Annotated in this window: 8 protein-coding genes; 5 read left to right on the forward strand and 3 right to left on the reverse strand. The window is 62.0% G+C overall.

What is annotated here, in order from left to right; all coding sequences use genetic code 11:
- Window positions 1-4: 4 nt before the first annotated feature.
- From ACODTZ_RS04380 to solA, 4 genes are read left to right on the forward strand one after another with little or no spacing between them, the layout of a single operon-like run.
- On the forward strand, window positions 5-709 hold the full coding sequence (locus ACODTZ_RS04380) for an ABC transporter permease (RefSeq protein WP_047503521.1): 705 nt from the start codon (window positions 5-7) through the stop codon (window positions 707-709).
- Window positions 710-736: 27 nt separating this feature from the next.
- On the forward strand, window positions 737-1513 hold the full coding sequence (locus ACODTZ_RS04385; RefSeq protein WP_047503518.1) for an ABC transporter ATP-binding protein: 777 nt from the start codon (window positions 737-739) through the stop codon (window positions 1511-1513).
- Complete coding sequence (locus ACODTZ_RS04390; RefSeq protein ID WP_489024023.1) at window positions 1510-3003, forward strand: HAL/PAL/TAL family ammonia-lyase; 1494 nt, start codon at window positions 1510-1512, stop codon at window positions 3001-3003. Before ACODTZ_RS04385 ends, ACODTZ_RS04390 begins: the two co-directional genes overlap by 4 nt.
- Before the next feature lie 10 nt (window positions 3004-3013).
- A complete protein-coding gene (solA, locus tag ACODTZ_RS04395) occupies window positions 3014-4171 on the forward strand; it encodes an N-methyl-L-tryptophan oxidase (protein WP_489024025.1) in 1158 nt (385 codons plus the stop codon).
- Here the strand turns inward: solA and ACODTZ_RS04400 are convergent.
- The gene (locus ACODTZ_RS04400) at window positions 4168-4464 is read right to left on the reverse strand and encodes a YkgJ family cysteine cluster protein (RefSeq protein WP_112981816.1); all 297 of its coding nucleotides are present in this window, start codon (window positions 4462-4464) and stop codon (window positions 4168-4170) included. The two genes, solA and ACODTZ_RS04400, sit on opposite strands and share 4 nt — an antisense overlap.
- A gap of 224 nt (window positions 4465-4688) precedes the next feature.
- On the opposite strand from ACODTZ_RS04400, the gene ACODTZ_RS04405 reads away from it, so the two are divergent.
- Entirely contained in the window at window positions 4689-4892 is a 204-nt protein-coding gene (locus tag ACODTZ_RS04405; protein WP_018896919.1) for a cold-shock protein, read from the forward strand.
- Between the two features lie 313 nt (window positions 4893-5205).
- Here ACODTZ_RS04405 and ACODTZ_RS04410 read toward each other — a convergent pair whose 3' ends face one another.
- Window positions 5206-6426, reverse strand: a complete 1221-nt coding sequence (locus ACODTZ_RS04410; protein ID WP_489024027.1) for a GTP-binding protein — start codon at window positions 6424-6426, stop codon at window positions 5206-5208.
- 52 nt (window positions 6427-6478) lie between these two features.
- Window positions 6479-13513 (reverse strand): DUF4082 domain-containing protein, encoded by a 7035-nt coding sequence (locus ACODTZ_RS04415; RefSeq protein WP_489024029.1) that lies wholly within the window; start codon window positions 13511-13513, stop codon window positions 6479-6481.
- Window positions 13514-13717 lie beyond the last annotated feature (204 nt).

The following is a 13717-nucleotide window of genomic DNA, read 5'->3' on the forward strand; positions in this document are numbered from 1 at the left end:
GCCCATGGACATCGCCTTTCTCACCCAAACCATGCTGACGCTCTTGAAAGCGGTGCCGACGACGCTGGCGCTGTTTTCGGTGTCGGTGGTCTCCGGATGCCTGCTTGCGTTGCTGATCGTCTGGATGCGTGTCGGCGGAAACCCGGTTCTGTCCGCCTTTGCCAAGGGCTACATCTTCGTCTTTCGCGGATCGCCCCTGCTGATCCAGATGTTCCTGATCTTCTACGGCCTCGGCCAGTTCGGCTTCATCCGCTACTCGTTCCTCTGGCCTTTCCTGCGCGAACCCTTCATCTGCGCCGTGCTTTCACTGGCGTTGTGCACCGCCGGCTATTCGGCCGAGATCTTCCGAGGCGGCATTCGAGCGGTCTCGCCGCGCGAAATCGAAGCCGCCCGTTCGATCGGCATGTCGGGCTTTCTGCTCGTGCGCCGCATCCTGGCGCCAATCGCATTCCGCCATGCCCTGCCCGCCTATTCCACCGAAATCGTGCTGATGATGAAATCGACGGCGCTTGCAAGCCTCGTCACCGTCTGGGAAGTGACCGGCGTCGCACAAAGGCTGATCTCGCAGACCTACCGGACGATGGAGGTCTTCCTTTGCGCGGCCATCATCTATCTCGTGTTGAATTTCATAATCCTGCAGGCCATGGCCCTGCTTGAATATTCGCTTTCGCGACATCGCCGCGCCGCGCCGCCCGCGCTGAAGGCATAAGAGCAGAACCAAACCGATGGAGCACCCATGCCCGGCGTAACCCGACTTTCGGTCCGCAATATCCGCAAGAGCTTCGGCATCCATGAAGTCCTGCGCGGCATCTCGCTTGATGCGCAAGATGGCGACGTCATCTCGCTGCTCGGCGCTTCCGGCTCCGGCAAATCGACCTTTCTGCGCTGTATCAACCTGCTGGAAACCGCGACCGATGGCGAAATCTGGGTCGACGGCGAACAGATCAGGATGATCCACAAGGGCGGCAAGAGCCGGCCCGCGAGCCAGAAGCAGGTCGATCACATTCGCTCCGAACTCGGCATGGTGTTCCAGTCCTTCAATCTCTGGTCTCACATGACGATCCTGCAGAACATCATCGAGGGGCCGGTGCATGTTCTGAAGCGCCCGCGCTCCGAATGCATCGCCGAGGCCGAAGCCCTGCTCGAAAAGGTCGGCATCGCCGACAAGCGTCATGCCTATCCTGCCCATCTTTCGGGCGGCCAGCAGCAGCGCGCCGCAATCGCCCGCGCGCTCGCCATGAAGCCGAAGGTGATGCTGTTCGACGAACCGACATCGGCGCTCGATCCCGAACTCGTCGGCGAAGTTCTACGCGTCATGCGCGCGCTTGCCGAAGAGGGCATGACCATGCTTGTCGTGACCCATGAAATGAGCTTCGCCCGCAACGTGTCTAACCGGGTCGTCTTCATGCGCGAAGGCGTCGTCGACAGCAGCGGCACGCCCGACGAGATGTTCGGCGGTGGCGGATCGCCGGCGTTTCGGCAGTTCATCGGTCACTTCGGAACCGGACAATGACAATTCTTCTCGATGGCGTCCTCGGCTGGCGCGATATCGCCCGCGTCGCAGACGGAGACACACTGGCGCTCTCGCAGGCCGCCTGGCAGCGCGTGGATGACGCCAGCCGCATTGTCGAGCGGATCGTCGAGACCGGTATTCGGGCCTATGGCGTCAACACCGGCGTCGGCGCGCTTTCCGATACGGTGGTCGATCGCCAGTCGCAAAGCCGATTGTCCCGCAACATTATCCTCAGCCACGCCTGCGGGGTCGGAGATAGGCTGGCGCCGCGCGAAGTGCGCGCCATCATCGCGGCCCAGATCGCCAATTTCAGCCACGGTCACTCCGGCGTGCGGTCCGATATCCTGCGCTATCTCCTGGCGTTTCTTGAGCGGGACTGCATCCCCGATGTGCCCGCCAAAGGCTCGGCAGGCTATCTCACGCACAACGCCCATACGGCGCTCGTGCTGCTTGGCGAGGGTAACGCGCACCTTGGCGGAAAACAGATGTCTGGCGGCGAGGCGCTTGCAGCGCTCAATCTGGCGCCACTTGTGCTTGGCGCCAAGGAGGGGTTGAGCCTTGTCAACGGCACGGCTTGTGCGACCGGGCTTTCCAGCGTGGCGTTGGCGCGCGCCGAGCGGTTGCTCGATTGGGCGGACGCCATTGCCGCGCTGACGCTCGAAGCTGTCGGCTGCCAGATGGCGGCCTTCGACGAAGATATTTTGGCACTGCGGCATTCGAAGGGCATTCAAGACGTCGGCGCGCGGCTGCGCCGCTATCTCGCGGGCAGCGGCCTGGTGGAGGCGGCACTCGGCAAGCGCACACAGGATGCGCTGAGCCTGCGATCCGTACCGCATGCCCATGGCGCCGCGCGCGATGTGTTTGACACTTCCTTCGCTGTCGTTGATCGCGAACTTGCCTCCGTCACCGACAACCCCGCCGTATCCGGGACGCCTGACGCGCCCATCGTCTCATCGGAAGCACATGCGGTAGCACCGGCGCTTGGCCAGGCGGCCGATAGCCTCGGTATCGCGCTCGCACAGATTGCCGCCATGAGCGAGCGGCGCATGGACCGTCTCGTCAACCCGCTCGTCAGCGGCCTGCCAGCGTTTCTGGCGAGCGATGCTGGAAGCAATTCGGGCTTCATGATCGCTGAGTACACGGCAGCCGCCTTGAGCAACGAAAACCGCCGTCTTGCCGCGCCGGCATCGCTGGACGGCGGGCTGACATCCGGTCTGCAGGAGGATTTTCTCGCCCACCCAACCGCGGCCGCAAACAAGCTTCTTTCGATCATAGACAACGCCGAATACATCCTCGCCATCGAGCTGATGGCCGCAGCACAGGCGCATGATTTCCTGTCGTCAACGGCGCGGCGCGCCCCCGGCACCGACATGATCCACGCCGCTGTTCGAGGCGTCGTCGCCCACTATGCAGACGACCGGCCGCTATCGCACGATATGGAACAGGTGCGATCGCTGATCCAGCGCAGCTTGCCGCCGTCAATCGCCTGAAGGAACAGCCATGACCACTCAATATGACGTTGCCGTTGTCGGGCTTGGCGCCATGGGCAGTGCGGCCGTCGCATTCCTGGCCGCCCGCGGTGTCAAGGTGATCGGTATCGATGCCTATTACCCCGCGCATGCTCTAAGCTCTTCGCACGGCGACAGCCGCTTGATCCGCCTCGGCTACTTCGAGGACCCCTCCTACGTGCCGCTGCTGCAACGCGCCTATCAAAACTGGCGCGCGCTCGAAGCCGGACTTCGGACCAATGTACTCGAGATAACGGGCGTCTTGCAGATCGGGGCTCCAGACAGCAAGATCGTCAGCGGGACGCGTGCATCCTGTGCCATGCATGGCCTGGCGCACGAGGTGCTTGATCGCGAGGAGACGGCGCGCCGCTTTCCGGTGTTCCAGCTCGACCAGAACGAGATCGCCGTACTCGACCCGCAGGGCGGCTACCTGCGTCCGGAGACGGCGGTCATGGGCTACCTGAAGCTTGCGGCAGAAGATGGCGCCGTACGTCATTTCGGCGAGCGCGTGACATCGATCGACCCCGACGATGCAGGCGTCACTATCCGATCCGCCGAGGGAACTTACCGCTCTCGCAAGGTGATTGTCGCCACGGGATCATGGATCGCGGAACTCGTGCCGGAGCTGCGAGAGCATGCCGTTCCGATCCGCCAGGTCGTCGCCTGGTACCAGCCGCGCGACGGCTTCGTTACTCAGCCCGGGCGCATGCCATGCTTCCTGCGCGACGAGGGTGACGAAGGATCCTATTTCGGCTTCCCCGCCATCGGCGTGGATGGCGTCAAGGTCGGCCGACATGCCCATTTCCGCGAGCCGATCGACCCGAACCAGCCAAACCCGCCGGTCAACGATACCGATACCGCATTGCTTGATGGCTTTATCGGCAGGCGTCTGCCGGCTGCCGCCGGTACACGCGCCAATGCCACGACATGCCGCTACACGATGCTGCCGAGCGAGGATTTCCTGCTCGACCTTGCTCCATCAAGCTCCAACATCGTTGTCGCCTCGCCCTGCTCGGGACACGGCTTCAAGTTTACCAGCGTCGTCGGTGAAATCCTTGCCGATCTCGCTCTTGATGGCGGGAGCAAGCTTCCGATCGGCGCTTTCTCCTTCGACGCGATGCGGCGATACCTTAACGGGAGAGCCAGTTAACGGAAGCCGTAGGCGGCGCGCGCCTCAAGGCATTCGCCGTCGCCGGGAAGACAGTCGCGGCACACTTGCGGCCTGATCTCGTAGACCATGCATGATGTGCCCGAACCAACCGTGCCATCCAGGGCCGAGCAGCGATTGTCATGACAGCGCATGCCCGTTAGATCATCGGCGACGAAGCGGGCGGGCAAGCGGTCGAGATCGGCATCTGTTTCGACGGAGAATCGCGGCCAACTTGACGAGTACGAACAGCAGGCGCCGCAGGTCTGACAATCGAAATCGGCTGAAATGGTCATCGGCGCTTTCTTTTTCCGAAGAATTCGCTGCACAGGATGCAACGAGACTTTGTCGATTTTGGCGCTATCGCCCCTGCGACGCGCCTAATCGCGCTACAGGCGGACCAAAATTCATATTTCATGCAAATGAAGTGGCTCGAAGGCATGCTGGGAGTTGATGGACGCGCGACAGCACTATAGGTTCGCCTCGCCATTGCAAGCAAAACACTTAAAAGGGAATATCCATGCCTGAGGGTACTGTTAAATTCTTCAACGAGGACAAGGGCTTCGGTTTCATCACGCCAGAGAACGGCGGAACCGACGTTTTCGTTCACATCACCGCCCTGCCGCGCGGCGCTTCGCTTCGCGAAGGCGACAAGGTCAGCTTCGACCTCGGCCAGGACCGCAAGACCGGCAAGTCGAAGGCTGAAAACGTCTCCATCCTCTGATTGAACGTTTCAAAACGTCTAGCCTGCCGCCTGGTGCGGCAGGCTAGATTCGCGAAGAGCCAGCTGCCGGTCTAGCGTATGCTCAACCAATACTAATGATAGATCGAGGTGAGATAAAAAGTCACAATCCACGCGAGTAACGTAAGTATACCAAGCACCATTATTAAAAGACGCAACTGCTGCTCCACGCAATTCCATGCCATTTTGGGAGCCATTACGCAGAAAACGTCGATCCAGTTTCATTTCCCATGAACTTTTTATTTGTCTTGAGCATTGAGCGCCTGTGCAGGGGCGGTCGCCAAGCAACGCGGGATCACCAAGCAGGGAACGGGTCTTCGAGCTCGGGCCAATCATGCGGATTGGCACTCGCGAGACAGCCGTCAAGCGCTGCGCGGATACCAGCCTCATCCATGTCGACACCGATAAAGACCAGCTCCTGGCGCCGGTCACCCCAGGCATCGTCCCATTGGCCTCGCATCTGCGCCTCAAACTGCGGATGATCAGGCCAATCCTCGCGCGGAATGGTGGCCCACCAAAACCCCATAGGTTCGCAGCGTCGCTGTACGCCCGCCGCCGACATCAGGCCGACGTGATGCGGACGTGTGGCGAGCCAGAAATGCCCCTTGGCGCGAACAACACCCGGCCACGGCGCATCCAGAAAGGCGACGAGGCGGGCAGGATCGAAAGGCCGTCTGGCGCGATAGACGAAGCTCGAAACACCATATTCCTCGGTCTCGGGAACATGCGCCTCCGGTTGGTACAGTTCTTTGTACCAAAGCGGATTTTCGGCCGCCTTCTCCTCATCGAAAAGCCCGGTGTTGAGGATGGTATCGAGCGGCAGCCGACCGTAATCGACCTCGATCTGTCGTGCTTGCGGGTTGAGCGCGGCCACCACCTTGCGAACATCGGCGCGCTGATCCTCGGTCGCATCCCCGATCTTGTTGATCACGACGACATCGGCGAATTCGATCTGGTCGACGAGGAGATCGACGAGCGTACGGGTGTCCTCGTCGTCTCGCTGCATTCCGCGGTCGCTTAGAAGATCGGCGCGGCTGTATTCGTTGAGAAGATTGGCCGCGTCGACAACGGTTACCATCGTATCGAGCGTCGCGAAATCGGATAGCGAAAAGCCGCTCTCGTCGCGAAACGAGAACGTCGCCGCGATCGGTCGCGGCTCGGCGATACCGGTCCCCTCGATCAGCAGATAGTCGTAGCGTCCGCCTTGCGCCAACTGCCGCACCTCCGCGAGCAGATCGTCGCGCAGGGTACAGCAGATACAGCCATTGCTGAGCTCGATCAGGGTCTCGGTGGTGTGCGACAGGTCGCAGCCGCTATTGCGGATAAGGCTGGCGTCTATGTTGACGTCGCTCATGTCGTTGACGATCACCGCGACGCGCAGCCCCTCGCGGTTGGTGAGGACATGGGTCAGAAGCGTGGTCTTGCCCGCGCCGAGAAACCCGGCCAACACCGTGACCGGCAGTTTCTTGACGACACTTTGCGGCGCCTCCTTGCCCCGCTCGTGCGGGATGGTCATCATCATGTCCATCGTCTTTGTGTCTGCCTCATTCGATCGACCGTTCAGTGTCCTACGCCGCCAGTGGTTTGAACACGACGTCGGCCCAGTAATTCGCCGAGTCGTAGGTGCTGTTCGGGAAGATGCCCGAGGTCGCGGTTCCACCATAGGCATAGACCCCATTGCCACCGGCCAAAGCACTGGACATGGCAGTCAACGGGCCGTTGCTCACGGAGTTGGTGAAGTAGCCATCGGTCGCCACATAGGTACCGGTCGTGTGATACGACGCGATGTAGGTGGTGTTAGCCGAGATCGAGACGGCTGTGCCGAAGTTCACCGTCTGCCAGCCGCTCCCTGTGGTGCTTGAGTAGGTCGCAGTGGCAAGCTTGGTGCCTGTCGAGCTCCAGAGATCGACCACGTTCTGGCCGTTGTCGTTGGCGCTGCGATAGAACTTGATGCCCGTGATTGTGCCGGCGACGTTCGACTGGAACTTGACGCCGAGTTCGAGCTGCGACCCGTCGTTGAGATTGGTCTGTGCCGGCGTATTCGCAGCCGCAAACAGGCTGTAGGTGGTCGGCGCCGTCGTAGACGTGATGTTGAAGGTCTCGCTGGTGGCAAGACCGCCAAGATCGGTGGCAGTGACCCGCACACTGGTCGTGCCCGCTGCCGTCGGCGTGCCGCTGAAGGTCCGCGTTGCGGCATTGAAGCTCAGCCACGACGGCAGTGCCGAGCCATCGGCAAGCGTTGAGCTGTAGGTCAGCGTGTCGCCGGTATCGACATCGGTGAAGGTGTTGGCCGGCAATACCAGCGAGAAGGCAGTGCCGACAGAGGCATTCTGCGCCGCCGTCTGTGCCGCCAGAACCGGGGCGTCGTTGGCGCCATGGATGGTGATGGTCAGCGTCGAGGAGGCCGTGGCGCCGGCCGTATCGCGCATCGTGTAGTTGAAGACTTCACTCAGCGTGTTGGTCGACAGCCTCAGGGCCTGAACCGCAGCACTGCTCTCGTTGATCGTGTAGGTATAGGTGCCCGCGGCATTCAGGACCAGACTACCGTAGGTGCCGTTGAGCGCCGAGCCAAGGGTGCCTGCCGTCGATCCGAAGCTGACCGCGCTCACCGTCTTGGTATCGCCACTGTCAGGATCGGTATCGTTGGTGAGCACGTTGCCGGTGGCTGTAACGCCGCCGGACCCATTGGCGATACCGCCCTTTTCCGTTGCGTCACCAATATCGGCGACCGCCGTCGGCGTCGTGTTGCCGGGGATCGACACGGCGATGTTGAAGGTTTCGTTGGTGGCAAGACCGCCTGTATCGGTGGCGGTGACCCGCACACTGAGCGTGCCCGCTGCCGTCGGCGTGCCGCTGAAGGTCCGCGTCGTGGCATTGAAGCTCAGCCAGGATGGCAGTGCCGAACCATCGGCAAGCGTCGAGCTGTAGGTCAGCGTGTCGCCGGTGTCGACATCGGTGAAGGTGTTGGCCGGCAGCGCCAGCGAGAAGGCCGTGCCGACAGTGGCATTCTGCGCCGCCGTCTGTGCAGCCAGAACCGGGGCGTCGTTGGCGCCATGGATGGTGATAGTCAGCGTCGAGGAGGCCGTGGCGCCGGCCGTATCGCGCATCGTGTAGTTGAAGACTTCACTCAGCGTGTTGGTCGACAGCCGCAGAGCCTGAACCGCAGCACTGTTCTCGTTGATCGTGTAGGTGTAAGCACCCGCAGCCGATAGAACGAGGCTGCCGTAGGTGCCGTTGAGCGCCGAGCCGAGCGTGCCTGCCGTCGATCCGAAGCTGACAGCCGTCACAGTCTTGGTGTCGCCGCTGTCGGGATCGGTATCGTTGGTGAGCACGTTGCCGGTGGCGGCAACGCCGCCGGACCCATTGGCCACCCCACCCTTCTCCGTCGCGTCTCCGGTATCGGCAACCGCCGCCGGCCCCGTGTTCGCAGGCGCGGAGCCATTGCTGAAGACAACGTCCACCCAGTAGTTCGATGAGCCATAGGTGGCGTTGGGGAAGATCCCCGACGTCGCAGAGCCGCCATAGGCATAGACCCCATTGCCGCCGGCTGTGGCATTCGACATGGCGGTCAGAGGGCCGCTGGTGACGGCGTTGGTGAAGTAATTGTTGGTCGCCACATAGGTACCCGTCGTGTGATACGACGCGATGTAGGTGGTGTTAGCCGAGATCGAGACGGCTGTGCCGAAGTTCACCGTCTGCCATCCGCTCCCTGTGGTGCTTGAGTAGGTCGCCGTGGCAAGCTTGGTGCCTGTCGAGCTCCAGAGATCGACGACGTTCTGGCCGTTGTCGTTGGCGCTGCGATAGAACTTGATGCCCGTGATCGTGCCGGCGACGTTCGACTGGAACTTGACGCCGAGTTCGAGCTGTGACCCGTCGTTGAGATTGGTCTGTGCCGGCGTATTCGCAGCCGTAAACAGGCTGTAGGTGGTCGGCGCCGTCGTAGACGTGATGTTGAAGGTCTCGCTGGTGGCAAGACCGCCAAGATCGGTGGCGGTAACCCGTACGCTGGTCGTGCCCGCTGCCGTCGGCGTGCCGCTGAAGGTCCGCGTTGCGGCATTGAAGCTCAGCCAGGACGGCAGTGCCGAGCCATCGGCAAGCGTTGAGCTGTAGGTCAGCGTGTCGCCGGTATCGACATCGGTGAAGGTGTTGGCCGGCAATACCAGCGAGAAGGCAGTGCCGACAGTGGCATTCTGCGCCGCCGTCTGTGCCGCCAGAACCGGGGCGTCGTTGGCGCCATGGATGGTGATGGTCAGCGTCGAGGAGGCCGTGGCGCCGGCCGTATCGCGCATCGTGTAGTTGAAGACTTCACTCAGCGTGTTGGTCGACAGCCTCAGGGCCTGAACCGCAGCACTGCTTTCGTTGATCGTGTAGGTGTAGGTGCCGGCCGCGTTCAGAACGAGGCTGCCGTAGGTGCCATTGAGCGCCGAGCCAAGGGTACCCGCGGTGGTGCCGAAGCTGACCGCGCTGACCGTCTTGGTGTCACCGCTGTCAGAATCGGTATCGTTGGTGAGCACGTTGCCGGTGGCGGCAACACCGCCGGACCCATTGGCCACCCCGCCCTTCTCCGTCGCATCGCCGATATCGGCAACCGCCGTCGGCGTCGTGTTGCCGGGGATCGACACGGCGATGTTGAAGGTCTCGTTGGTGGCAAGACCGCCTGTATCGGTGGCAGTGACCCGCACACTGAGCGTGCCCGCTGCCGTCGGCGTGCCGCTGAAGGTCCGCGTTGCGGCATTGAAGCTCAGCCAGGATGGCAGTGCCGAACCATCGGCAAGCGTCGAGCTGTAGGTCAGCGTGTCGCCGGTGTCGACATCGGTGAAGGTGTTGGCCGGCAGCGCCAGCGAGAAGGCCGTGCCGACAGTGGCATTCTGCGCCGCCGTCTGTGCAGCCAGAACCGGGGCGTCGTTGGCGCCATGGATGGTGATAGTCAGCGTCGAGGAGGCCGTGGCGCCGGCCGTATCGCGCATCGTGTAGTTGAAGACTTCACTCAGCGTGTTGGTCGACAGCCGCAAGGCCTGCACCGCAGCACTGCTCTCGTTGATCGTGTAGGTGTAGGTGCCGGCCGCGTTCAGAACGAGGCTGCCGTAGGTACCATTGAGCGCCGAGCCTAGGGTACCTGCCGTCGATCCGAATCTGACAGCCGTCACAGTCTTGGTGTCGCCGCTGTCGGGATCGGTATCGTTGGTGAGCACGTTGCCGGTGGCGGCAACGCCGCCCGACCCATTGGCCACCCCGCCCTTCTCCGTCGCGTCTCCGGTATCTGCAACCGCCGTCGGAGCTGTGTTCGCAGGCGCGGAGCCGGCATTGAACATCACGTCGACCCAGTAGTTCTCCGCCTGGAACGTGGCGGTCGGGAACAGGCTACCGGTGCCGTAGCGATAGACGCCGTTGTTGCTCGCAGGCGCGGTCAGCGGCCCGCTGACCACATCGGATGTGAAGTAATTGGTTGTCGAAGAATAGCGGCCGGTATCGGTGTGGTAGGACGCCGTGTAGATCTGGCCGGGCGTGATCGTGATTGGACTGGTGAAGTAAGCCGTCTGCCAGCCACTCGCTGTTTCACCCGTAAACGTCAGCGTCCCAAGTTGGACGCCTGTGCTCGACCAGAGTGAACCGGTGTGCGTGCTGGTGTCCTGGCTGCCCTTATAGAACCGAATGCCGCTGATCGTGCCTGCGACTGAGGTCTGGAAACGAACACCCAGTTCAACGGAGGCCTGGTCGTCGGTATTGACGATGGTTGGCGTCGAGCCGAGGAACAGCGAGGTGAAACTCGGTCCGCTGACAGTAATCGTTTTCCCCGCCGACGGCCTTTCAAGGTTGATGCTGTCGTCGACCGCGCGGGAGAGGATGGTGTAGGTGCCGGCGGTCTGCGGTGACCACGCATACGTCCAGTTCTCGTCACCGGTCGCGGGATGCCAGCTTGCTCCGTTGTCGGTGGAGACCTCGACACCCGCGATCACGCCGCCGCCTGCGTCCACCGCGGTTCCGGTGATGGTGATGCTGGATCCGACCGCCGCCGTCGCTGGGACCGTTATGACAGAGGTCGGAGCTGTGTGATCGGTCGACCCGGTCGCCGCGACCAGTCCTGCCTGCAGCGTTCCCGGCTGAATGCCCATGTCGGCAAGCAGATTGACCATCGCCTGCTGTACGCGCGGATCGGTCGGTGTCGCCTGATTGTCGTGGTTGTCGCTGAGGCCCCAGGTCCAATAGACCGTGCCCGCGCCGAAAACCAGCGCACCGCTCGGTGCACGATACAATGTCAGATTATGCGTCGCGACGGCATTGCCGGTCGTGTTGCCGTAGTCGAAGAGATAGGTGCTGACCGGAAGCGTCGTAGACGACAACTTCACAAGGCCAGCCGGATCGAAGCCGTTATCGACCGCTTCATCCCACTCGTATCCGAGATAATTCTTGGTGAGCGTTGCGGTTTGACCGGGCTGCAGATTGGCGATGCTCGTGTTGCGCCAGAAGCGCAGGTTCGCATCGTCATAAGTGACGGTGATCGACTGCAGGTTGGTGCCGACATCATCGACCTTGAACAGCTGTCCGGTCAGGGAGTTTTCCGGATTTCCGCCGCCGATGGCCGGCGGGCTGAGCCGTGGATCGCGGAAGGTGCCGGTCCACTCGCTTGAGGGATCGATGCTGGCACCTGGCGACCACGTCTCCTTATAGGAGATGAGCGTACGATATGGCGTGCCATCGGCGCTGTAGGCGTTGCCCCAGCGGGTGCGCCAATAGACCTCGTTGCCACTCCAGAACATGAGGTTGACGCCCGCGTCACGCGCCGCTTCGACATTGGCGCGTTGTTGGCCGGACCAGTATTCGTCATGCCCGGCATCCACATACGTCTTGTGATTGAGAAGCAGGCTCCCGTAGCGATCGGCATCGACACCCGAGATGTAGGACACGTCGTAGCCGTTCTGCTCCAGCCAGTAGATACCGGCATATTCGGCGCCGAACAGATAATCTTGCGGGCCGGCAAATGTACCAACCTCGCCGCGTGTCGCGATCGGGCGGTTATAGCTGACGGCGTAGGCGCGACCGGCACCCTGCCCTGTCGCCGGGCCGTTGCCGCCATAGAAGTTCGCGCCGCCCCAGCCGTTATAGGCCTGCCAGGTCTGGTCCGCGGTCTGGAAAACGATATCGCTGTGGCTGTCGTCGTCACGAACGATAAACGGAATATGGTTTTCGCCGAACGTCCCGTCCTGGCGGACTAGTTTGGCGATGTAGACGCCGGACACGGCATCATCGGGCACCGTCCACGATGCCGATACCGACCAGTTGCCCGCATCGACAGTCCCGGTCGCCGCATTGCGCAGCGGAGTGGGCTGCGATTGCACCCCTGTGTGCTGGATGGTGTCAACCTTGCGGGCACCCATTCCGCCGTAGTAGCCGAGGCGGTAGATGTCGATGCGGTAGTTGCTGGAATCCGTGTTGATCTTGAAGCTTATCGTCTTACCGTTGTCGACGCTGATATCGGTCGCGAAGCCCTCGATATTGGAGCTCCCAGCACCGTCGATGCCCCATTCGCTTTCCGGATTACCTTGCTTCAGGTTCTCTGCGACGATGATGTTATTGGGCGCAGCCGCGGCGGCAGCCGTGACCGCAAAGCTTTGCGTCGCGGTTCGCTGCGTGAGTTGCGCCGTGGTAACCGAACCGGTCAGCACGCCGGTCCCCTTGGTCGCGTTTGCGCCGCCCATCTCTCCGCCGCCAGGCAATGACCCAGCTGGGCCCGTTGCGTTGCTCCAGTTCGCGGTTCCCGTCCACGTCGTGGCGAATGACAGGTTGCGGTCAAGAAGCGGATCGCTGACCGACGCACCCATCGCCGACTTGCCCGTCGAGATGTAGTCCGGTCCTTCCACCAGCCGAGTACCCGGCAGCTGACCATCGGGCTGGAGAATGCCACTGTCCTTGGCAAGCTCGAGAATCCGGGTTGGCGAGTTGTAGTAACCGCATCCGCAAACGCTGAAAGGCATGCCGAAGGCCAGAAACTGCGAGCCCGTGACGTGGGCGGTTGTCTGGCCGGACGGTGCCGAATCCAAGATGACGACGTGGCCGGAATCGCTGGTTCCGCCCGTGGAGACAGCTGAACCACGTCCGCCGGACACAGCACTCGGCCGCAGGAACGGAGCAAGCGGATCGCCACTCATCGATCCGCTTGCGAAGCGCGCACCGTGCAGCGACGACAAATTCGCAGATGCAGGCGCACTTGCAAAGCCAGAGGTACCGGCCACGGTTGAAAACCGCGAATGCGTCGGGTGACGGCCGCCATGCGCCGAGATATCGCCTGTTGTCGCAGAATTGCCGTCGCGTGCGGATGGCGAGTGCTCGCCGTCAAGCCGCGCATCGACGATGCCAGCCGTATCCTCTTCCTGGGTGGTACCATTCTCGCCGAGCGCTGAATTATCGCTCAGGTGTCCAAGCGCACCATCATATTTCTTCTCACCCAAGGCCTGGCCGGGAGCGGTGGCAAGGTCATCGCCCGTCTCCTCCTTCTTCGGCGCCGCGCGCGCTTTCGTCGTTCCGCCAGCGCTTAGCCACCAACGAGGATCGAACAGGTCCGTTAATATCGAACGGGGAGCCCATCGGTGCGCGCTGCGATACATGGCATGCCCTCTCGCTTAATTGCCGGGATCGGATGTTTGAGAATGTGTCGGATGTGCTTGCGCGTTAACTATATTCGAAAAGGCGAATAATGGGCGCTACCAACTTCGACCGATCGAAAAACCATCCTTTTGGCGAATGGACTTTTGCGGAAAACCCGGTTTGCAGCGCGGGAATGCTTCGACTCGCAACTCATGTCGGGTTTC

This window comes from Rhizobium sp. FG113, assembly GCF_057809895.1.

Excerpts from the sequence above, each read along its gene's own strand:
- ACODTZ_RS04380 (WP_047503521.1), top strand. The coding sequence starts at position 5 with ATGGACATCGCCTTTCTCACCCAAACCATGCTGACGCTCTTGAAAGCG.
- ACODTZ_RS04385 (WP_047503518.1), top strand. The coding sequence starts at position 737 with ATGCCCGGCGTAACCCGACTTTCGGTCCGCAATATCCGCAAGAGCTTC.
- ACODTZ_RS04390 (WP_489024023.1), top strand. The coding sequence starts at position 1,510 with ATGACAATTCTTCTCGATGGCGTCCTCGGCTGGCGCGATATCGCCCGC.
- solA (WP_489024025.1), top strand. The coding sequence starts at position 3,014 with ATGACCACTCAATATGACGTTGCCGTTGTCGGGCTTGGCGCCATGGGC.
- ACODTZ_RS04400 (WP_112981816.1), bottom strand. The coding sequence starts at position 4,464 with ATGACCATTTCAGCCGATTTCGATTGTCAGACCTGCGGCGCCTGCTGT.
- ACODTZ_RS04405 (WP_018896919.1), top strand. The coding sequence starts at position 4,689 with ATGCCTGAGGGTACTGTTAAATTCTTCAACGAGGACAAGGGCTTCGGT.
- ACODTZ_RS04410 (WP_489024027.1), bottom strand. The coding sequence starts at position 6,426 with ATGACCATCCCGCACGAGCGGGGCAAGGAGGCGCCGCAAAGTGTCGTC.
- ACODTZ_RS04415 (WP_489024029.1), bottom strand. The coding sequence starts at position 13,513 with ATGTATCGCAGCGCGCACCGATGGGCTCCCCGTTCGATATTAACGGAC.